The following is a 21,520-nucleotide window of genomic DNA, read 5'->3' as shown; positions in this document are numbered from 1 at the left end:
GACCTTTCCCTTCCTCGACCCAGGGCGTCCTCCATGCGCGAACTGATCCTGCTGCGACACGCCCACGCCGAAGCCGCCGCGCCGGGGCAGGCCGACCTGGACCGCCCGCTGTCGGCGGAGGGGCTGGCCGAGGCCGAGGCCGCCGGCCGCTGGCTGGCCGAGCGCAAGCTGGTGCCCGACTGCGTGCTGTGCTCGCCGGCGCGGCGCACGCGCGAGACGCTCGAGGCGGTGCTCGGCGCGATCGGCTACGTCGACCAGCGCATCGAGCCGTCGATCTACGAGGCCACGCCCGGCGCGCTGATCGCGCTGGCCGACAGCCACATCGAGGTCGGCCGGCTGATGGTCGTCGGCCACAACCCGGGGCTCGAGCGCCTGGCCGCCCTGCTGCACAGCGGCCAGTCCGGCGACTACCGCGGCATGCCGCCGTCGGGCATCGCGGTGCTGCAGATCCCGCTGGACACCGCGCTGGAGCCGGGCATCGCCAAGCTCAGCGCGTTCTGGTGGCCGTGACGCGCATCCGCGCGATCGTCGCCTTCGCCCTGCTGACGCTGCTGCTGCCGTGCACGGCGGCCGGACAGTCGTTCGACCCGGAACGCACGCGCTTCGAGTTCGAACTGCGCACCCGCTGGGGCCAGCGCGTGGTCGGCACGTTCCCGCGCCACGCCGGCGAGGTCGTCAACCTGCCCGACGGCCGGCGCCGGGTGCGGATCGAACTCGACGCCCGCGCGCTCAGCGTCGAGGGCTCGACCCGCTACACCGAGCTCGCGCGCGGCCCGCGCTTCTTCGACGCCGAACGCCACCCGGTCGTCGAGTTCGTGTCTGAACCGTACGAGCCGGCGCTGGCGCGCACCGGCGGCCCGCTGCGCGGCCGGCTTACCATTCGCGGCGTGAGCCACACCGAAACGTTCAACCTGTCGCCCGCCGAGTGCGAGCGCCCCGGCATCGACTGCGACATCCGCGGCCGCGGCGACGTGCGCCGCGACACCTACCGCCTCGACAGCTGGCGGTTCGCGCTGGGCGACTGGGTCAAGTTCGGCCTGCGCGTGCGCCTGCAGGGCGCGCCGCAGTGAACGCGCGCTGGCGCCTGGCGCTGGCGTTCGCGCTGGCGGCGCTGCTGCCGGCGTGCAGCTCGCTGTCGGGCGTGCAGCGCGCGCGCGTCGACGCGGTCACCGAATCGGCCCGCACCGCCGCGCTGAGCTGCGAGCGCGACGACGCGTGCGCCACGCCGTCGCCGCTGCACGACCTGTCGGCGCGCGCGTTCGCGCAGTCGAGGCCGACGCAGCCGCGGCACTACGCGCTGATCCTCGACGGCGGCACCGACGCGCTGGTGTCGCGGATCAACCTGATCCGCAGCGCGACCACCGCAGTCGACGTGCAGACCTACATCTTCGACGAGGACGACGCCGGGCGGCTGGTACTCGACGAGCTGCTCGACGCCGCGCGCCGCGGCGTTCGCGTGCGCGTGCTGATCGACCAGATGGCCGCGCTGCGCCGGGTCGAGACGCTGGCGGCGCTGGCCGGCGCGCACCGCAACTTCGAGCTGCGGATCTACAACCCGGTGCTCGGGCGCGCGCGCATCAGCTACTGGCAGTACGTGGTCGGCACCGCCTGCTGCTTCCGCAAGCTCAACCAGCGCATGCACACCAAGCTGCTGGTCGTCGACGGCGCGGTCGCGATCACCGGCGGGCGCAACTACCAGGACGATTACTACGACTGGGACGACGAGTACAACTTCCGCGACCGCGACGTGCTGGTCGCCGGCCCGATCGTGCGCGCGATGGGCAGCGACTTCGACGCGTTCTGGGACGACCGCCGCAGCAAGCCGGTGCGCCACCTCGTCGACGTCGGCCGCCACCTGCTCGCCAACGGCGCCACCCCGCTGGCGCCGGCCGAGTTCGAGCGCCCGGCGCGCGCGCAGGCGATGCGCACCGCATCGGTCGACGTCGCGCAGGCGCAGGCGCTGGCCGACCGCGCGATCCCGGTCGGCGAGGTGCGCTACATCTCCGACCTGCCCGACAAGCACCGCGAGGAAGGCGCCAACGGCGCGGTCGCGTCGCGCTCGCTGCGCGAGCTGATCGAGTCGTCGCAGGACGAAGTGCTGCTGCAGACGCCGTACCTGGTGCTGTCGAAGGCCGCGCAGGACACGTTCCGCGCGCTGCAGCAGCGCGAGCAGCCGCCGCGCGTGCTGGTGTCGACCAACAGCCTGGCGTCGACCGACGCGTTCATCGCCTACGCGCTGTCGTACAAGTACAAGCGCCGCTACCTGCGCGAGTTCGGCTTCGAGATCTACGAGTACAAGCCGTTTCCGGCCGACGCGCCGATCGACCTGGCGCAGACCGGCGCGCTGCCGCCGCTGGCGCACGCCCCGAACGCATCGGACGCCTCGGACGCCTCGGACGCCTCGGACGCCTCGGCAATTGATGCGCCGGCGTCGACAGCGATCACACCGTCGGTGGCGCCAGATCCGTTGGCACCGGCTCCCGCCGTCGTGGCGGACGCGCCGGGCCCGGCGGCGCAGGGCGCGCCAGCGCCTGCGGTCGCGGCGACCGCGCCGGCGCGCGTGCGCGAGCGCCCCGACCGACGCAGCGTCGTGTGGCGCGGCAGCTCCGGCCGCCGCGACTTCCGGCCGCCGCTGTCGCGCGAGAACGCCGCGCTGCGGTTCGGCTCGCGCGGCGCCAACGAGCCGGTGCCGCTGCAGCACGCCGGCGTGCGCATCGGCCTGCACGCCAAGTCGCTGGTGATCGACGAGCGCATTGGCGTGATCGGCACCCACAACTTCGATCCGCGCGGCGACCACTACAACACCGAGAGCGCCGTGGTCATCGACGACCCGGTGTTCGCGCGCGCGCTGGCCGACAGCATCCGCCGCGACATCGCGCCGGCCAATTCGTGGGTGATCGCGCGGCGCGACAGCGCGACGCCGTTCTCCGGGCTGGAGTACTCGATCGCCAAGGTGTCGGAGTACCTGCCGCTGTTCGACCTGTGGCCGGTGCGCTATGCGACCAGCTACGAATTCGTGCCGGGGCCGCGCTGCCCGGCGCCGCTGTCGCCGCGCCACCCCGAATTCCGCACGTGCTACCGCGCGGTCGGCGATTTCCCCGAGGTCGACCTCGGGCTCAAGAGCGTGACCACGCGGATCTTCACCGCGTTCGGCGCCGGCCTGGCGCCGATCCTCTAGCGGGCGCTTCGCCCGGCCAAATGTGACGTGCGTCGCAAAGTGCGTTGGGCCCCGCCGGGCCCGGCGGCGCCGCCGCGCGGGCGACCCCTGTCGTCAGTCATGGCAACCAATCGCGCCGTAACCCCATCTATATCAGGGACTTCCGGCTGTGCCGCCCCGTTTCGAACCAGGTCTTAGGTGGGGTGACTTCTGGCCCATGGCGGAATCGAATTGGTGTTGTACTTTACCAACACACCACCGCACACACACACCCGACAGGACCCCGACATGAACGCCTACCGCACCCTGCTGAACCGCCGCCCGAACCCGAACCCGGACGCGCCGGCCGCCCCCGCCAGCAACGTCGTCGCCCTCGGCGATCGCACCAGCCACCGCCCGCGCGACTTCGGCGTCGGCTACGGCTCCAGCTCCGGCTACGCCAGCGCCCGCCGCTACACCCAGGACTGGGCCACCCCGCGCTTCCGCTGCGCCTGATCCGTCCCGCTTCGCCCGTTTCGACGCTGCACCGCCCCACCCGCTTCACCCGCCGCACCACTGCCCCGCCCGCTGTACCGCCGGCCACCCCCGACCGGCACGCCTCCAGGACCCTTGCCATGAACGCCTTCCGTCCGCTGTCCCTCTCCGCTTCGACGTCGCTGCCGGCGCGCACCGCCGTGGCGGTCGCCGCCCTCGACATGCCGGCCGCCCTGGCCCGCCGCGAGCGCCGCGAGCGCGACTTCGGCGTCGGCTACGGCAGCAGCTCGGGCTACGCCAGCCCGCGCCGCTATACCCAGGACTGGGCCACCCCGCGCTTCCGCTTCGGCTGAGCCCCCTTCCCGGTCCGGCACCGCGCCGGACCGGCGCCCACGGCCCAACCGGCGCGCGTCCCGCTTCCCGCCGACGCGCACCGCACGCCCGCTTTCCCCTCGACCGGCCGCCGCCCCCTCCCCCTCTCTCCGGTGGCGCGCCGGTCGGCTTTTTTCCGGCCAACGGCTATCGTGGCGCGATGACCGACACCGCCGCTCCCGTCGCCGCCACGCCGTCGCCGTTCCGCCACCGCCTGTCGCTCGACGCGCTCAACGCACTGTCGAAGGACACCGCGATGGAGCCGCTGGGCATCGTGTTCACCGAACTGGGCCACGACTTCGTCCGCGCGACGATGCCGGTCGACGCGCGGACCAAGCAGCCGTACGGCCTGCTGCACGGCGGCGCCTCGGTGCTGCTGGCCGAGACGCTCGGCAGCACCGCCGGCGGCCTGTGCGCGCCGGACGGCTACGGCGTCGTCGGCATCGAGATCAACGCCAACCACCTGCGCGGCGTGCGCAGCGGCACCGTCACCGGCACCGCGCGGCCGCTGCACGTCGGCGGCCGCACCCAGGTCTGGGACATCCGCATCGAGGACGAGGCCGCGCGGCTGGTGTGCACGTCGCGACTGACGCTGGCCGTCGTGGCGCGGGCGTGACGCCCGCGCTGGCCGGGTCCTGCGCGCTTCGGTATCGTGGCGCGCGATGACCCCGCCCCCTGCATCCGCCGGCGCCGTCGCGCCGCACGGCACGGGCGTCCGCCGCGCCCTCCGCTACCTCGTCCGCATCCCGCTGCTGCTGGTCCACCTGCTGGTGGGCCTGCCGCTCGTGCTGCTGCTGCTGACGCCGGTCACGGCCGGCATGCGGGTCGGCGACGAGCCGCTGCAGCACCGGGTGATCCGCGCGTGGCAGGCCGGGCTGGTGTGGATCTTCGGCTTCCGCCCGCGGCGCCTCGGCACCCCGCTGCCGGGGGCGACGATGTTCGTCGCCAACCACGTCAGCTGGGTCGACATCAGCATGCTGCACAGCCAGCGGATGATGGGCTTCGTCGCCAAGCGCGAGATCGAGTCGTGGCCGCTGGTCGGCTGGCTGGCCGCGCGCGGCGAGACGATCTTCCACCACCGCGGCAACACCGAATCGCTCGGCGGCGTGCTGCACGAAATGCTGGCGCGGCTGCGCCACGGCCGCTCGGTCGGGGTGTTTCCCGAAGGCGGCACGCGCGGCGGCGGCGAAGTGGGCCCGTTCCACGCGCGGATCTTCCTGGCCGCGGTCGAGGCCGGGGTGCCAGTGCAGCCGGTAGCGCTGCGCTACGGCGACCGCGGCGTGGCCCAGACCGTCGTCGCGTTCGGCCCGCGCGAGAACTTCCTGTCGAACTTCGTGCGCCTGCTCGGCGAGCCGCCGCGCCGCGCCGAGGTGCACTTCCTCGCCCCGATCGCGCCCGGCGACGCCGACGGCCGCCGGCGCATCGCCGAACTGGCCCGCGCGCGCATCGTCGACGCGATGGCGCGCTGAGCCGGTAGTGCGACGGCTCGACTCCACGCGGCTAAGTTCGTGGGCATGGACGCGCCCGGGATGCTGACCGCCGCCGACTACCGCCCCGCGCGCTGGCTGCGCAACCCGCACCTGCAGTCGGTGCTGGGCTCGAGCCCGCTGCGCCGCCGCGTCGGCGAGCGCCGCCTGCTCGCCGCCGGCGCGACCACGACCCCGCACCTGGTCGACGCCGGCGACGGCGTGCGCCTGATGGGCCTGCGCAGCGTCGTGCCCGGCATGGACCCGCGCGGGCTGGTGCTGCTGCTGCACGGGTGGGAAGGCAGCGTCGACTCGAGCTACATGCGCCTGACCGCGGCCGAGCTGCTGGCGCGCGGCTTCGAGGTGTTCCGGCTGAACTTCCGCGACCACGGCGACACCCACCACCTCAACGAGGGCATGTTCCACTCCAACCGCATCGACGAGGTCGTGCGCGCGGCGGTGGAGGTCGCGCGGCGGTTCCCGCGGCGGCCGATGGCGGTGGCCGGCTACTCGCTCGGCGGCAACTTCGCGCTGCGGCTCGCGCTGCGCGCGCCCGGCGCCGGGCTCGAGCTGGCGCACGCGTGCGCGGTGTGCCCGGTGCTCGACCCGGCGCGCACGATGGAGGCGATGGAGAGCGGCTTCCCGCTGTACATCCGCTACTTCGAGCGCAAGTGGCGGCGCTCGCTGGCGCGCAAGCGCGCGCTGTTCCCGCAGGCGCACGACTTCGACGACCGCGCGCTCGGCCTGCGCATGCGCCCGCTCACCCAGTGGATGGTCGAGCGCTACACCGACTTCGGCACGCTCGAGCGCTACTTCGACGGCTACTCGGTCGCCGGCGAGCGGCTGGCGGCGCTGCAGGTGCCGGTCAGCATCCTGATGGCCGAGGACGACCCGGTGATCCCGGTCGACGCGTTCCGCGCGCTGGCGCTGCCGGCGCACGCGCGGCTCGAGATCGCCCCGTGGGGCGGCCACTGCGGGTTCCTGCTCAACGCCCAGCTCGACGGCTTCGCCGAGCGCTGGATCGCCGACCGGCTCGCGAGCGAGCGCGACCGCCGCTAACCGGCCCGCTCAGCGCGCGCGGCGCGCGACCAGCAGCCGCAGCCGCTCGGCGGCCAGTTCGACGTCGGCCACCAGCGGCAGCAGCGCCGCCAGTTCGCCGTCGTGCGCGCGCAGCTCCAGCGTCAGCGCGGTGGCGGCGATTTCGGTCGCGCCGACCAGCCGCGCGGCGCCCTTGATCTTGTGCGCCTCGCGCGCCATCCGCGCGGCGTCGCCGGCGTCGCGCGCGGCGGCGAGTTCGCGCAGGTCGGCCGCGGTCGCCTCGAGGTACTCGTCGAGCACCGCGGCGGCGGTGGCCGCGTCGCCGCCGCTGATCGCGTCGAGCACGGCCGGGTCGAGCGCCGTCGCGGCGTCGAGCTGCGGCATCGGCGCGCCCGCATCGGCGGCCACGCCGGTGCCGCCGGCCGCCGGCGCGGTGTGCGGCAGCCAGCGCTGCAGGCACGCGGCCAGCGTCGCCACCGGCACCGGCTTGGGCAGGTAGTCGTCCATGCCGGCGGCAAGGCAGCGCTCGGCCTCGCCCTTCATTGCCGCCGCGGTCAGCGCCACGATCGGCGTGCGCGGCCGGCCGCCGGCGGCCTCTTCGGCGCGGATCGCCTGCGCCAGCCCGTAGCCGTCGAGGCCCGGCATGTGCACGTCGCTGAGCACCAACGCGTAGCGGCCGCTGCGCCAGCGCTCGAGCGCGGCGGCGCCGTCGTCGGCCGATTCGCTGGCGTAGCCGGCCAAGGAAAGCTGGCGTCCGATCACGAGCCGGTTGATCGGGTGGTCGTCCACCAGCAGCACCAGGCTGCGCTCGCGCTCGGCCTGGTCGACCGCCGGCAGCGGGCGCGGCACCAGCGCCGGCGACGCCGGCGCGGCGTCGACCGGCTCGACCGGCAGCTCCTCGGCGCGCGCGCGCGGCACCGTCAGCACCAGCCGCATCGTCGTGCCGACGCCGGGCACGCTTTCCATCGTGACCTCGCCGCCCATCAGCTCGGCCAGTCGCCGGCAGATCACCAGCCCGAGCCCGGTGCCGCCGAAGCGCCGGGTGGTGTCGCCGTCGGCCTGGCTGAACGCCTGGAACAGGCGCTGCTGCTGTTCGGCGCTGACGCCGATGCCGGTGTCGGTGACCCGTACCTCCAGCCGCTGCGCGCCGAGCACGCTGCCGTCGGGCACCGGGCCGTGCGAATCCAGCGCGACCTCGACGCTGCCTTCGCGGGTGAACTTGATCGCGTTCGACAGGAAGTTGGCGACGATCTGCCGCACCCGCAGCGGGTCGACGCGGTGCGCTGGAGCCACATCGGGCCCGATCGTGCAGTTCAGCGCCAGCCCCTGGCTCGACGCCGCGCCGGCGTAGTTGGCGACGGTGCTGCGCAGCAGCGCCGGCAGGCTGACGACCACCGGCGCGAGATCCAGCCGTCCGGCCTCGATCTTCGAGAAGTCGAGGATGTCGCCGAGGATCTGCAGCAGCGACTGCGACGACTGCTGGATCACGTTGAGCGCGTGGCGCTGCTCGCCATCGAGGCGGGTGTGCGCGAGCACCTCGATCATCCCGGTCACGCCGATCATCGGCGTGCGGATCTCGTGGCTCATCGCCGCGAGGAACTGCGACTTGGCCTCGTTGGCCGCCTGCGCGCGCGCCTCGCTGGCGCGCAGTTCGCCCTCGAGCTGCTTCAGCGGGCTCAGGTCGGCGGCCGCCACGATCACGCCGGCGTGCTCGCCGTCGTCGTCCTGCAGCGCCGACAGCGCCAGCAGCACCGGCACGTCGTGGCCGTCGCGGTGGCGCAGCACCGCCTCGGCCGGCGGGCGCCGCAGCTCGGCCAGCGCGACCAGCACGCGCCAATCGGTCGGCACCTCGCGCCCGAGCCGCTGCGACAGCCGCGCGGCGGTGTGCTCGACCTGCTCGGCGGTGACCAGCATCGGCCCGTCGTCGTCGCGCGTCGCGCCGCCGTAGCGCACGACGCGGCCGAGCATCTCGTCGGCACGCCAGCCCAGCAGCGCCTCGGCGAACGGGTTCACCACGCTCCAGCGCCCGTGCGCGTCGATGGCCAGGATCGCCACCTGGGCGGCGTCCAGCAGCGAGCGCTGGAACGCCTCGCGCCGGGTCAGCTCGGCGCGCGTGGCCTCGTTGCGCATCAGCTGGTCGGTCAGCTCGGTCTCGAACGCCAGCACGTCGCGGCGCATGTCGAGGAACGCATCCATCACCGTGCCCAGTTCGCCGCGCGGGTGGTGCGCCGGCACCGCGGTGAAGTCGTGGTCGCGCATCCGCCGCACCAGCCAGGTCAGGCTCTCGACGCCGCGGTAGGCATTGCGCAGCACGACCCGGCCGAGCAGCGCGATCAGCACCAGCGCGAGCAGCGACAGGCCCACCCGCATCAGGCTGACGCGCTTGCTGCGCGCCAGATCGCGGGCGACGGCGACCTCGGCGTCGGCCAGCGCCAGGTCGGCCAGACGCTGCAGCCGGTGGGTGACCGGGTCGATCGCCGGGTACAGCTCGACGTCGGCGAAGCGGCCCAGCGCGTCGATGTCGCGCGCGACCAGGATCACGCGCAGGCTGTCGGCGGCGCGGTCGGCGCGCACCCGCGCGCGCTCGGTCTGCGCGAACAGTTCCTGCTGCTCGGCGGTGCGCGGCATCGCCGCGAGGCGGGCCCAGTCCGCCTCGATCCGCGCGGTCGCGCCGTCGAGCGTCTCCACGCCGGTGTCCCAGCTGACCAGCGCGTTGCGCACGCGGAAGGTGGTGTCGACCACGTCGAGCCCGTACGCGTCGGACACCGACTTCAGCAGCCGCATGCGCTGCAGGCTCTCGTCGCGCAGCGCCTGCAGCGACTGCCGCGCCTGGTAGCGGGCGACCTCGTCGATCACCAGCACCGCCGCGCCGGCGAGCAGGAACATCGCGAACAGCGCCCACAGCTGGTAGCGCATGCCGCGGCGGGTGAAGCGGTCGCGCAGCCGCATCGCGGTGCCTAGTGGCCGGGCCTGCGCCACTGCGCGATCGTGTCGGCCAGGTCACCGCCCGGCACCGCCTGCGCAATCAGGTACCCCTGGGCCACGCCGCAGCCGAGGTCGGCGAGCATCTGCCAGTCCTCGACCGTCTCCACGCCTTCGGCCACGACGTTCAGCGACAGCTTGCGCGCGAGCTCGAGGCTGGCCTCGACCACCGCGCGCTTGCGCGGCTGCGCGTGCGCGCCGGACACGAAGCCCTGGTCGATCTTCAATTCGGTGAACGGCACCTGCGACAGCTGCGCCAGCGACGAGTAGCCCGTGCCGAAGTCGTCGATCGACAGGCCGAAGCCCTTGAGCCGCAGCCGTGCGAGCACGCCGAGGCTCTGCGCCGGGTCGGTCGCGACCGAACTCTCGGTGACCTCGAGCACGATGTCCTGCGGCTCCAGCCCCTGCGACTGGACGATGTGCTGGAAGCGGTCGGCGGCGCCGGGATCGACCAGCGTCGCCGGCGAGACGTTGACCGAGACCTTCAGCCGCAGGCCCTGGCGGTCCCACTTCCGGCGCCACTGGCACGCGTGCAGCAGCATGTGGTCGGTCATCACGTCGAGCAGGCCCTCGCGCTCGACCACCGGCAGGAACTGCGCCGGGCGCATCACGTGGCCGTCGGGCTGGTGCCAGCGCGCCAGCGCTTCGACCCCGACCACGCGGCCGTTGCCGAACTCGACCTGCGGCTGGAACCACGGGCCGATCTCGCCGCCGACCAGCGCGGCGTGCACGGCGTTGGCCGGCGGCTCGGCGTGGACGACGTCCTCGTCGAGCGCGTGGCCGTCGTCGGCGCGCTCCAGCGCGGCCAGCAGCTTGTCGCGGGTCAGCGGCTTCTCGACGCTGCCCAGCACGCGCAGCCCGTAGGCGCGCGCCATCGTCTGCACCGTGTTGATCAGCGCCGGATCGAGCGCGCTGACCAGCAGCACCGCGCGGGCGAAGCCGCGCTCGGCGACCTGGCCGATGAACTGGATGCCGTCCATGCCGGGCATGTCGAGGTCGACCATGACCACGTCCGGCGGGCTGGGCAGGCGTTCGAGCAGCTGCAGCGCGGCGAGGCCGTCGGCGGCCTCGTGGACCGCGCCGACGTCGAGCTCGGCGAGCAGACGCAGCGCCATCCGGCGCTGGAAACCGTGGTCCTCGACGACCAGAACGCTCAACCCCGACACGGACATCCGGTCCCTCCCCCTGGTCACGCGCCGGGTGCGGCGGCGTGGCGCGGCCGCGTGCGGCCGGGCCCCGACTCTAGCGGCAATGCCAAGCCAACGCGATCAGCCTCGACCAGCGGTCACCGCGCGGCGCCGCGCGGTCGGCGCGCGGTCAGGGCCAGCGCGGCGGGTTGGCGGCCCAGGCGGCGTGCACCTGCGCGAGCGTGGCGCGCTCGCTGTCGCGCCACTCGGGCAACAGCGTGGCGTAGCCGGCGGTGGTCGCCCACTGCTGCGGCTCGCTGCGCACCGCGGCGGCGTACCACTGCACCGCTTCGTCGCGGCGGCCGGCGGTCCACAGCGCGAGCGCGAATGTCGGCGGCATCCACGCGGCATTGACGCTGCGCGACGCGTGCAGCGTGCGCCACTGCGCGAGCGCGCCGTCGGCATCGCCGGCGCGGTACAGGTCCCAGCCGTAGCGCCACATCAGCGCGCGCCACATCACGTCGGTGCGGTCGATGCGCGCCAGCGCGCGGGTGTACATCTCGCGGCCGACGTCCTCGCGGCCGCCGGCCATCGCCAGGTGCGCCAGCTGCGCGTGCTCGGCCTTCGCGCGCGGATTGCGCTCGATCGCCTTCAACAGCTTCTGGATCGCCACGTCGCCGGTGTCGCGAACGGCCACGATCGGGCGCAGCGCGTTGGCGTCGGCATCAAAGTAGAACTCGGCCGGCTTCGGCAGCGTCTGCGCCATGCCGGGGCCGGGCGCCAGCAGCGCGGCGGCGAGCAGGACGGCGAGCGCGAGCGGGCCGGGCCCGGGCGTGCGGATGGACATGGCATGGAACCCCCTGTTGCGCCGCGTCATCCTAGCGCGCGGCGTGCGCGCGGTCACGGCGGCAACGTGACGACGTCGCGGCCGGCGGGGCAGCCCGGACTCAGGCCTCGCCTGGCGAGCGCCCGGGGCACCAGTACAGCGTCGGCACGACCGGCGCCTGCGCCAGCAGCGCGCGGATCGGCAGCCGGCTGGCCGGGTCGGCGAGCGCGGCGTCGAGGGTGCGGCGCTTGGCGTCGCCCTCGACGTGCAGGTACAGCGCGGCGGCGCTGAATAGCGCGCTGAGGGTCAGGCTCATGCGCGGCTCCGGCGACAGCGCGCTGCGCACCGCGACCACCGGCGCGCGACCGGCCGGCTGCAGGCCGACGTCGCGCCGCGCCATGTCGGAAAACAGCGACGCCACGTGGCCGTCGACGCCCATGCCGAGCACGCACGCGTCCAGCGGCAGCGCCTGCGCGGCGACCTGGGCGCTGACCGCCTGCAGCGCGGCCTCGGGCGTCGGCAGCGGGCGCAGCAGCCGGATCAGCGTCGCCGGGGCAGCCGGGCCCTGCAGCAGGTGCTCGCGCAGCAGGCGCTCGTTGCTGCGCTCGTGCACCGGCGAGCGCCAGCGTTCGCCAACCGGCACCACCCGCACGCGCGACCAGTCGAGCTCCTGCCGCGCCAGCCGCTGCAGGAAGCGCCGCGGCGTGCGCCCGCCCGACAGCGCGACGCGGGCGTCGCCGCGCGCCGCGATCGCCGCGCGAAGGTCGTCGCCGATGCGCTGGGCGAGGGCTTCGGCGAGCGCCTCGCCGTCGGCGAACGCGCGCTCGGACAGCGCGACCGCGGCCGGCGCGACCGCGCGCAGGCGCTCAGGCGGCATCGTCATGCCAGGTGCGGCCGTCGCGCTCGATCATCGCCACCGCGGCGCTGGGCCCCCAGGTGCCGGCGGTGTAGGACTTCGGCGCGTCGCCGGCGGCCTCCCACGCGGCGCGGATCGGGTCGATCCACGCCCACGCCGCGTCGACCTCGTCGCGGCGCATGAACAGCATCGCGTTGCCGCGCACGACGTCCATCAGCAGGCGCTCGTAGGCGTCGGCCTGGCGGCCGCCGAACGCCTCGGCGAAGCTCAGGTCCATCGGCACCTGGCGCAGCCGCAGCCCGCCGGGGCCGGGCACCTTGTTCATCAGCCACAGCGTCACGCTCTCGTCCGGCTGCAGGCGCAGCACCAGCCGGTTCGGCGCCAGCGCGCTGATGCCTTCGAAGTTCGAGTGCGGCACGTCGCGGAACGTCACCACGATCTCCGACACGCGCGCCGGCAGGCGCTTGCCGGTGCGCAGGTAGAACGGCACGCCGGCCCAGCGCCAGCTGCGCACCTCGGCCTTCAGCGCGACGAAGGTCTCCGTGGCCGACGCGTGGCCGAGTTCGTCGGCGTAGCCGGGCACCGCGCGGCCGTCGGCGACGCCGGCGCGGTACTGCCCGCGCACGCTCAGCGCGCCGACGTTGCCGGCGTCGATCGTGCGCAGCGCGCGCAGCACCTTGAGCTTCTCGTCGCGGATAGCGTCGGCGTCGAGCGAGGTCGGCGGCTCCATCGCCACCAGGCACAGCAGCTGCAGCAGGTGGTTCTGGATCATGTCGCGCAGCGCGCCGGAGCGGTCGTAGTACGGCGCGCGGCCCTCGACGCCGACCGTCTCGGCGACGGTGATCTGCACGTGGTCGATGTGCTCGGCCCGCCACAGCGGCTCGAACAGCGCGTTGCCGAAGCGCAGCGCGGTCAGGTTCTGCACCGTCTCCTTGCCGAGGTAGTGGTCGATGCGGAACACCTGGCGCTCGGCGAACACCGCGCCGAGCGCGTCGTTGATCCGCTGCGCACTGGCGCCGTCGCGGCCGATCGGCTTCTCGACGACCACGCGGGTGTCGGCGTCGACCAGCTCCCACGCGTGCAGCTGCTGCGCGGCGGCGGCGAACAGGTCCGGCGCGACCGCGAGGTAGAACACGCGGACGCGGCGCTCGGCGCGAATCTCGTCGGCGAACGCCGGCCAGCCGTCGTCGCTCGCCAGGTCCAGCCGCCGGTAGTGCAGCAGGGCGAGGAAGCCGTCGAGCTTGGCCTCGCCGCCGGGGTCGCGCGCGGCCACCGGCGCGAGCGCGTCGCGGACGCGGGCGCGGTAGTCGTCGTCGCTGCGCGCGTCGCGCGCGATCGCGACGATCCGGGTGCCGTCGACGATCTGCCCGTCGAGGTAGCGGTGCAGCAGCGCCGGCAGCAGCTTGCGCAGGGCGAGGTCGCCGGAGCCGCCGAAGATCACCAGGTCGAACGGGGCCAGCGGGACGAGGTGCGGCGCGGTCATCGGCGGGCCGGGAGCAGGGGGACGCCGACGATAGCAAGCGCCGGCGGCCAATCGCGGCGCCGCCGGCCCGCCCCGGCGGCGGCCCGGCAGCCGGCCCAAGGGCCCCGGAGCCGGCGCTTGGTACAATTCCGAGTCTTTGCTCGGCACTTTGCCGCGGCGCGCCCCGGGCGCGGTCGTGCGGCACGGCGCCGGGCGTCCCGTCGTCAGCCACGCGGCCCCCGCCGCGCCGGAGCCCCGCATGACCAGCACCGCCGAACTCAGCTCGCCGTCCTCGGCCAACACCGCGCTCACCAACTCGGTGCTCGACGTCGACTACACGCTCGAGCACAAGTACACGCGCACCGACGGCCGCATCTACCTGTCGGGCGTGCAGGCGCTGGTGCGGCTGCCGCTGATGCAGCGGCTGCGCGACCAGGCGGCCGGCCTGAACACCGGCGGCTTCATCTCCGGCTACCGCGGCAGCCCGCTCGGCGGCTTCGACCTGGAGCTGTGGCGCGCGAGCAAGCACCTCGAGGCGGCCGGCGTGAAGTTCACCCCGGGCCTCAACGAGGACCTCGGCGCGACGATGGTGTGGGGCACCCAGCAGACCAACCTGTTCCCGGGCGCCAAGGTCGATGGCGTGTACGGCATGTGGTACGGCAAGGGCCCGGGCGTTGACCGCTGCGGCGACGTGTTCAAGCACGCCAACGCCGCCGGCACCGGCCGCTACGGCGGCGTGCTGGCGCTGGCCGCCGACGACCACGCCTGCCGCAGCTCGACCCTGCCGCACGGCAGCGAGGACGAGTTCGTCAGCGCGATGATGCCGGTGCTGAACCCGGCCGGCGTGCAGGACATCCTCGACATGGGCCTGGTCGGCTGGGCGATGTCGCGCTACACCGGCCGCTGGGTCGGCTTCAAGACGATCGCCGAGACGGTCGAGTCGTCGGCGTCGGTCGACGTCAACCCGATGGCGCAGCAGATCGTGCTGCCCGGCGACGACGCGTTCGAGATGCCCGCCGGCGGCCTCAACATCCGCTGGCCGGACCCGCCGATGGACCAGGAGATGCGCCTGCACCGCTACGCGGTCAAGGCCGCGCAGGCGTTCGCGCGCGCCAACCGCATCGACCGGCTGGTCCTCGATTCGCCGCGCGCGCGGCTGGGCATCGTCACCACCGGCAAGAGCTACCTCGACGTGCTGCAGGCGCTGGAGTACCTCGGCCTCGACGCGCAGGCGTGCAGCGACCTCGGAATCCGCGTGTACAAGGTCGGCATGACCTGGCCGCTGGAGCCGGTCGGCATCCGCGCGTTCGCCGAAGGCCTCGAGGACATCGTCGTCGTCGAGGAGAAGCGCGCCTTCATCGAGCGGCAGATGAAGGAGTACATGTACAACTGGCCGGGCCAGCGCCCGAGCATCGTCGGCAAGTACGACGAGGCCGGCGAGTGGATCCTGCCGAGCACCGGCGAGCTGACCCCGGCGACGATCGCCGGCGTGATCGGCCGGCGCATCCAGCGCCTGCAGCTGGTCGAGGGCAGCGCGTCGGACAGGATCAACGACGTGCTGCGCTGGATGGCCGAGAAGGAATCCGAGCTGGCGCTGCCGCGCGCGCAGTTCCCGCGCGTGCCGCACTACTGCTCGGGCTGCCCGCACAACACCTCGACCGTGGTGCCCGAGGGCAGCCGCGCGCTCGGCGGCATCGGCTGCCACTATATGGTCACGTGGATGGACCGCAGCACCGATACGTTCACGCACATGGGCGGCGAAGGCGTCACGTGGGCCGGGCAGGCGTCGTTCACCGACACCCCGCACGTGTTCCAGAACCTCGGCGACGGCACCTACTTCCACAGCGGCTCGCTGGCGATCCGCCAGTCGGTCGCCGCCGGCGTCAACATCACCTACAAGATCCTCTACAACGACGCGGTCGCGATGACCGGCGGCCAGCCGGTCGACGGCACGCTGACGGTGCCGCAGATCGCCCACCAGGTGCGCAGTGAAGGCGTGTACGCGATCGTCGTGGTGTCCGACGACATCGCCAAGTGGAGCCGGCGCGACCTGTTCCCGTCCGACGTGGAGTTCTACGACCGCAAGGAGCTCGACGCGGTGCAGAAGCGCCTGCGCGAGGTCAAGGGCACCTCGGTGCTGATCTACGACCAGACCTGCGCGACCGAGAAGCGCCGCCGCCGCAAGCGCGGCAAGATGCCGGACCCGCAGAAGCGCATCGTGGTCAACTCGCTGGTCTGCGAAGGCTGCGGCGACTGCGGCAAGAAGTCGTTCTGCGTGTCGGTGCTGCCGAAGGAAACCGAGTTCGGCCGCAAGCGCGACATCGACCAGAGCAACTGCAACAAGGACTACAGCTGCGTCAATGGCTTCTGCCCGAGCTTCGTCTCGGTCGAGGGCGGCCACCTGCGCAAGCAGAAGGGCTCGTCGGCAAAGGACAAGCTCGCCGACCTGCCGCTGCCGACGTTCGCCACCGACCTGTCGCAGCCGTGGAACATCCTGCTGACCGGCGTCGGCGGCACCGGCGTGGTCACCATCGGCGCGCTGCTCGGCATGGCCGGGCACCTGGAGGGCAAGGGCGCGACCGTGCTCGACCAGACCGGCCTGGCGCAGAAGGGCGGCGCGGTCACGACCCACATCCGCATCGCGCCGACCCCGGCCGACATCCACGCCGTGCGCATCGCCGCCGGCGAGGCCGACCTCGTGCTCGGCTGCGACATGGTCGTCGTCAACGACTACTGGGTGCTGTCGAAGATCCGCGCCGGCCGCGCCAACGTGGTGCTGAACACCTACGAGGCGATGCCCGGCACCTTCACCACGCGCCCGGACATGCAGTTCCCGGCGACCGACATCGTCGCGGCGATCACCACCGCGCTCGGCGGCTCGGGGCTGCACCCGGTCGACGCGACCCAGCTGGCCACCGCGCTGATGGGCGACGCGATCGCGACCAACCTGTTCATCCTCGGCTACGCGTGGCAGAAGGGCCTGGTGCCGCTGTCGCTGGGGTCGATCCTGCGCGCGGTCGAGCTCAACGGCGCCGCCGTCGAGATGAACAAGACCGCGTTCGCGTGGGGCCGCCTGGCGGTGGTCGATCCGCAGGCCGTCGCCCAGGCCGCCGGGCTGGTGCGCAACGTCCCCACCGCGGCCGAGGCCACCCCGCACGCGCTGCCGATGCTCAAGGCCGGCGCGTGGGAGGGCAACGAGTGGGGCGCGACGTCCGCGCCGCGCCCGACCCGCGAGGCCGACGACCTGCGCCACCTGCCGAACTCGCTCGGCAGCGCGCAGACCGACGCCGACACCGTCGCGTTCCTGCCACTCGACGACGCGCGCCTGTCGCGCTCGCTCGACGAGCTGATCAGCCGCCGCATCGCGTTCCTGACCGACTACCAGGACGCCGCCTACGCCAACCGCTACGCCAGCTTCGTCACCCGCGTGCGCGACGCCGAGCAGTCGAAGGCGCCGGGCAGCACCGACCTGACCGAGGCGGTCGCGCGCTACGCGTTCAAGCTGATGGCGTACAAGGACGAGTACGAGGTCGCGCGCCTGTACACCAGCGGCGAGTTCCAGCGCCGGCTGCAGCAGCAGTTCGACGGCGACTACAAGCTCAAGTTCCACCTGGCCCCGCCACTGCTGGCGAAGAAGGACGCCAACGGCCAGCTGATGAAGGCCGAGTACGGCCCGTGGGTGCTGACCGCGTTCAAGTGGCTGGCGAAGTTCCGCCGCCTGCGCGGCACGCGGCTGGACGTGTTCGGCTACACCGAGGAGCGCCGCGGCGAGCGCCAGCTGATCGAGGACTACGTGGCCACGATCGACGGCCTGCTGGCCACGCTCGACCGCGGCAACGTCGGCCTGGCCGCCGAGATCGCGTCGATCCCGGAGCACATCCGCGGCTACGGCCACGTCAAGGAAGCGCACCTGCACCAGGCCAAGGCCCGCGAGGCCGAGCTGCTGGCGCAGTGGAACAACCCGCTGCGGATCGTGCAGGTCGCCTGACCGCGCCGACCGCGTCGCGGCGTGACCCAAGGGCCGGCGCGCAAGCGCCGGCCCTTTTCCATGCGGCGCCATCCCCCATCGCGGGGACCGCGCGATGGCCGCAGGCCGGGGCGCGGCGCGTTGGCCCGGTGAGCGGCACCGCGGCCGCGCCGGGGCTCGCCGATGGTCTTCAACTCGCTCACGTTCGTCGTGTTCTTCGCGCTGGTGCTCGCGCTGCACGCGATGCCGCTGCGCTGGACCACAAAGAAGGTCAACCTGCTGGTCGCCAGCTACCTGTTCTACGCGGCGTGGAACCCGCCGTTCGTGATCCTGCTGTGGGTGTCGACGGTGGTCGACTGGTGGGCGGCGAAGAAGCTGGTCCACGCCCAGGGCCACGCCGCGCGGCGCGCGTGGATGCTGCTCTCGGTGGTGGTCAACCTCGGGATGCTCGGGTACTTCAAGTACGGCGGCTTCCTGATGGAGAACTTCAGCGCGCTGATGGCGTCGGCCGGCGTCGCCTACGCGCCGCCGGCGCTCGACATCGTGCTGCCGGTCGGCATCTCGTTCTACACCTTCGCCACGCTCAGCTACACGCTCGACATCTACCTGCGGCGGGCCAAGCCGGCCGACAACTTCCTGGACTACGCGCTGTTCGTGACGTTCTTCCCGCACCTGGTCGCCGGGCCGATCATGCGGCCGACCGAGCTGGTGCCGCAGTTCGCGCACGAGCGCCGCGCGACGCCCGACCAGCTGCGCTTCGGGCTGGCGCTGATGACGCTCGGCCTGTTCCAGAAGGTCGTGCTGGCCGACGGCTTCCTCGCACCGGCGGCCGAGTCGGTGTTCGACGCGCGGCCCGGCACGGTCGCCGGCGCGCTCGACGCGTGGACCGGCACGCTGGCCTTCAGCGGGCAGATCTTCTGCGACTTCGCCGGCTACTCGACCACCGCGATCGGCGCGGCGATGTGCCTGGGCTTCGCGATGCCGGACAACTTCCGCTTCCCGTACGCGGCAATCGGCTTCTCGGACTTCTGGCGGCGCTGGCACATCACCCTGTCGGCGTGGCTGCGCGACTACCTGTACATCCCGCTCGGCGGCAATCGCCACGGCCCGGCGCGCACGTACTTCGCGCTGATGGCGACGATGCTGCTCGGCGGCCTGTGGCACGGGGCCAGCTGGACGTTCGTCGCGTGGGGCGGGCTGCACGGGCTGTACCTGGCGGCCGAGCGGGTGCTGCGCGCGCGCTTCGCCGGGTACCGGCCGGGCCCGCTCGCACTGTTCGCACTGGCGCTGCTGACCTACGCGCTGGTCAACGTCACGTGGGTGTTCTTCCGCGCCGACAGCTTCGGCGAGGCGTGGTCGCTGCTGCGCGGCATGGCCGGGTTGAACGCGGGCGCCGCGCCGATCCTGCCGACGTCGGAGCTGGTGCCGGCGCTGGCGATCGTCGCCGGGATCGTCGGCGCGCACTGGCTGATGCGCACGCGCACGCTGGAATCGTTCATCGCCGGGCGGCGCCCGGCGGTGCTGTCGGGCGCGTGGGCGCTGATGCTGTTCGCGGTGGTCGTCACCCAGGGGTCGGGCAATGCGTTCATCTACTTCCAGTTCTGACGCCGCCGCGACCGACGGCGCCGCGACGTTCGACGCCGCGGCCGACGCCGACCGCTTCGAGCGCCCCGGCTTCGTCCGCCTGACCGCGTCGGACCGGCCCGGCGTGGCCCAGCCGGTGCCGGAGCGCGACGTGCCGGCGCAACCGTGGCGGCGCATCTTCGTCCTCGCGATGCTCGGCGCCGCCGTGCTGCTGGCCGGCTGGGAGGCGTACTGGCGGACCTGGGACGCGACGCCGGGCTACCGCAACAGCGCCGGCGCGTGGGCCGAGCAGCGCGCGCGGATCAACGCCGGCGAAGGCGACGCGACGGTGCTGGTCGGCACCTCGCGCGTGCTGTTCGACGTGCAGCTGCCGGTGTGGGAGCAGGTCACCGGCGAGCGGCCGATCCAACTGGCGCTCGAGGGCACCTCGCCGCTGCCGGTGCTCGAGGACCTCGCCGCCGACCCCGATTTCACCGGGCGGGTGCTGGTCGACGTGACCCCGGACCTGTTCTTCAGCGGCTACGCGTACCGCGGCGACGCGGTGAAGCACTACCACGACCGCGGGCCGGCGCAGCGCATCGGGCACTGGCTCAGCAAGCACCTGCTCGAAACGCGGCTGGCGTTCTACGACCCCGACTTCGCCCTGCCGACGGTGCTGCGCCGGCAGGCGTGGCCGGCGCGCGACGGGCTGCCGCCGCGCACGCGCGTGCGCAAGCTGATGGTCCTGGGCCCGGATCGCAACACCCACATCTGGCCGCGGGTCGAGTTCGACGCCGCCTACCGCACGCTGGTGCAGGACATCTGGGCCGAGGACTTCGGCGGACCGCTGCCGGGCATGCACACGCCGGCGCTCAAGCGCGCCGCGATCGACGCGCAGATCGCGCGCACCCTCAAGGCCGTCGACGCGCTGCGCGCGCGCGGCGTGCGCGTGGTGTTCGTGCGCCCGCCGAGCGACGGACGCTACTACGCCTACGAGCAGCAGCACCTGCCGCGCGCGGAGACCTGGGACCTGCTGCTGGCGCGCAGCGGCCTGCCTGGCGTGCACTTCGAGGACCACCCGTCGATGCGGGGGCTCGAGCTGCCGGAGTGGTCGCACCTGTCGGCGCGCGACGCGCGACGCTACACCGCGGCGCTGGCGACGACGATCGAGCGCGAGCGGCTGTGGGACGCGGCCGCGCCGGCGGCCACGCGCACCGCCCAGCGCGCGCCCTGAGCGCGCGGGCCACGCCCTTCACGCTCAGGCCCCCCGCGCCCACGTAACTCACCCGCGCGGCAGCGCCTGCCGGGTCGCGGCGAGGTCGTGCCACGGGTCCTGCGCCAGCGTCGCGGCGCGGCGCAGCGCCTTCTTCAGATCGTAGTCGGCGGCGCTGCGCGTGCGCGCCAGCTCCTCCCAGCGCAGCGGCATCACCACCGGCGCGCCCGGGCGCGCGCGCAGCGACCAGTTGGCGACGCTGGTCGCGCCGCGCGCGTTGCGCAGCCAGTCGATGAAGATCCGGCCCTTGCGCCGCGCCTTCGACGCGGTCGCGACGTAGGTCAGCGGCGCCTGCGCGACCATCGCGTCGGCGAACGCCTCGCAGAACGCCTTGGCCTGCGCCCACGTCGGCCCGCACCGGATCGGCACCACCACGTGCAGCCCCTTGCCGCCGGACAGCCGCACCCAGCTGCGCAGGCCGATCTCGGCGAGGCGGTCGCGCACGTCGCGCGCGGCGGCCTGGATGTCGCGCCACGCGATGCCTTCGTCGGGGTCGAGGTCGAACACCAGCCGGTCGGGCTGCTCGGGCCGGTCGACGCGCGCGCCCCACGGGTGGAACTCGATCGCGTTCATCTGCACCAGCGCGAGCACGCCGTCGACGTCGCGCACGTACAGGTAGTCGTCCTCGCCGTCGGACTCGCGCAGCGGGATCGCGTGCACGGCCGGGCCGAACGCCGGCGCGTGGTGCTTCTGGAAGAAGCACGTGCCGGCGGTGCCGTCCGGACAGCGCAGCAGCGACAGCGGGCGATCGGCCAGCTCGGGCAGCAGCCACGGCGCGACGGCGGCGTAATACGCGGCGACGTCGGCCTTGGTCAGCTTGGCGTCCGGGTAGACGATGCGCTCGGGGCTGCTGATCTCGAATGCGACCCCCGGCGCGGATTTCGCAACGCGGCTTTTCGTCGCTTTCGTCGCTTTCGTCGCTTTCGTCGCTTTCGTCGCTTTCGTCGCTTTCGTCGC

At 73.5% G+C, this 21,520-nt stretch carries 17 protein-coding genes; 11 read left to right on the top strand and 6 right to left on the bottom strand.

What is annotated here, in order from left to right:
- Positions 1-33 precede the first annotated feature (33 nt).
- From D3A60_RS01290 to D3A60_RS01255, 8 genes are all read left to right on the top strand, one after another.
- Positions 34-510 (top strand): SixA phosphatase family protein, encoded by a 477-nt coding sequence (locus tag D3A60_RS01290; protein WP_119716906.1) that lies wholly within the window; start codon positions 34-36, stop codon positions 508-510.
- Positions 501-1,070 (top strand): YceI family protein, encoded by a 570-nt coding sequence (locus D3A60_RS01285; protein ID WP_231120354.1) that lies wholly within the window; start codon positions 501-503, stop codon positions 1,068-1,070. Before D3A60_RS01290 ends, D3A60_RS01285 begins: the two co-directional genes overlap by 10 nt.
- Positions 1,067-3,178, top strand: a complete 2,112-nt coding sequence (locus tag D3A60_RS01280; RefSeq protein WP_231120353.1) for a phospholipase D family protein — start codon at positions 1,067-1,069, stop codon at positions 3,176-3,178. Before D3A60_RS01285 ends, D3A60_RS01280 begins: the two co-directional genes overlap by 4 nt.
- 267 nt (positions 3,179-3,445) lie before the next feature.
- Positions 3,446-3,652 carry a hypothetical protein gene (locus tag D3A60_RS01275; protein WP_119716905.1) on the top strand — a complete coding sequence of 69 codons (207 nt, stop codon included), beginning with the start codon at positions 3,446-3,448 and terminating at the stop codon, positions 3,650-3,652.
- A 119-nt stretch (positions 3,653-3,771) separates the two neighbouring features.
- Complete coding sequence (locus D3A60_RS01270) at positions 3,772-3,984, top strand: hypothetical protein (RefSeq protein ID WP_119716904.1); 213 nt, start codon at positions 3,772-3,774, stop codon at positions 3,982-3,984.
- Between the two features lie 179 nt (positions 3,985-4,163).
- Positions 4,164-4,619 carry a hotdog fold thioesterase gene (locus tag D3A60_RS01265; protein WP_119716903.1) on the top strand — a complete coding sequence of 152 codons (456 nt, stop codon included), beginning with the start codon at positions 4,164-4,166 and terminating at the stop codon, positions 4,617-4,619.
- A gap of 46 nt (positions 4,620-4,665) precedes the next feature.
- Positions 4,666-5,472 carry a lysophospholipid acyltransferase family protein gene (locus D3A60_RS01260; protein WP_119716902.1) on the top strand — a complete coding sequence of 269 codons (807 nt, stop codon included), beginning with the start codon at positions 4,666-4,668 and terminating at the stop codon, positions 5,470-5,472.
- 63 nt (positions 5,473-5,535) lie between these two features.
- Positions 5,536-6,528 carry a YheT family hydrolase gene (locus D3A60_RS01255; protein WP_119717486.1) on the top strand — a complete coding sequence of 331 codons (993 nt, stop codon included), beginning with the start codon at positions 5,536-5,538 and terminating at the stop codon, positions 6,526-6,528.
- A 9-nt stretch (positions 6,529-6,537) separates the two neighbouring features.
- Here the strand turns inward: D3A60_RS01255 and D3A60_RS01250 are convergent, their stop codons facing one another.
- The 5 genes from D3A60_RS01250 to zwf form a co-directional block, all read right to left on the bottom strand.
- Positions 6,538-9,486 (bottom strand): ATP-binding protein, encoded by a 2,949-nt coding sequence (locus D3A60_RS01250; protein ID WP_119716901.1) that lies wholly within the window; start codon positions 9,484-9,486, stop codon positions 6,538-6,540.
- Positions 9,465-10,661 (bottom strand): EAL domain-containing response regulator, encoded by a 1,197-nt coding sequence (locus tag D3A60_RS01245; protein ID WP_119716900.1) that lies wholly within the window; start codon positions 10,659-10,661, stop codon positions 9,465-9,467. The genes D3A60_RS01250 and D3A60_RS01245 overlap by 22 nt, the downstream gene beginning before the upstream one ends.
- Positions 10,662-10,806: 145 nt before the next feature.
- On the bottom strand, positions 10,807-11,463 hold the full coding sequence (locus tag D3A60_RS01240; protein ID WP_231120352.1) for a tetratricopeptide repeat protein: 657 nt from the start codon (positions 11,461-11,463) through the stop codon (positions 10,807-10,809).
- Between the two features lie 100 nt (positions 11,464-11,563).
- A complete protein-coding gene (pgl, locus tag D3A60_RS01235) occupies positions 11,564-12,325 on the bottom strand; it encodes a 6-phosphogluconolactonase (RefSeq protein ID WP_119716899.1) in 762 nt (253 codons plus the stop codon).
- The gene (zwf, locus tag D3A60_RS01230; RefSeq protein WP_119716898.1) at positions 12,309-13,781 is read right to left on the bottom strand and encodes a glucose-6-phosphate dehydrogenase; all 1,473 of its coding nucleotides are present in this window, start codon (positions 13,779-13,781) and stop codon (positions 12,309-12,311) included. The genes pgl and zwf overlap by 17 nt, the downstream gene beginning before the upstream one ends.
- Before the next feature lie 238 nt (positions 13,782-14,019).
- Between zwf and D3A60_RS01225 the strand changes: the two genes are divergently transcribed.
- The 3 genes from D3A60_RS01225 to D3A60_RS01215 all read left to right on the top strand — a co-directional run bounded on the left by D3A60_RS01225 (position 14,020) and on the right by D3A60_RS01215 (position 20,524).
- Positions 14,020-17,748: an indolepyruvate ferredoxin oxidoreductase family protein gene (locus D3A60_RS01225; protein ID WP_119717484.1), complete on the top strand. Its 3,729-nt coding sequence runs from the start codon at positions 14,020-14,022 to the stop codon at positions 17,746-17,748.
- A gap of 162 nt (positions 17,749-17,910) precedes the next feature.
- On the top strand, positions 17,911-19,332 hold the full coding sequence (locus D3A60_RS01220; protein WP_119716897.1) for an MBOAT family O-acyltransferase: 1,422 nt from the start codon (positions 17,911-17,913) through the stop codon (positions 19,330-19,332).
- The gene (locus D3A60_RS01215) at positions 19,307-20,524 is read left to right on the top strand and encodes a hypothetical protein (RefSeq protein WP_231120351.1); all 1,218 of its coding nucleotides are present in this window, start codon (positions 19,307-19,309) and stop codon (positions 20,522-20,524) included. Before D3A60_RS01220 ends, D3A60_RS01215 begins: the two co-directional genes overlap by 26 nt.
- A gap of 48 nt (positions 20,525-20,572) precedes the next feature.
- Here the strand turns inward: D3A60_RS01215 and ligD are convergent.
- A partial coding sequence (gene ligD / locus D3A60_RS01210; protein ID WP_119717482.1) for a non-homologous end-joining DNA ligase occupies positions 20,573-21,520 on the bottom strand: 948 nt, incomplete at its 5' end.

The sequence above is a fragment of the Cognatilysobacter tabacisoli genome, assembly GCF_003586305.1.
In the GTDB taxonomy this organism is placed as follows: domain Bacteria; phylum Pseudomonadota; class Gammaproteobacteria; order Xanthomonadales; family Xanthomonadaceae; genus Cognatilysobacter_A; species Cognatilysobacter_A tabacisoli.
Note: the sequence above shows the minus strand (reverse complement) of the source record. Positions and strands in the feature narration are given on the sequence as shown.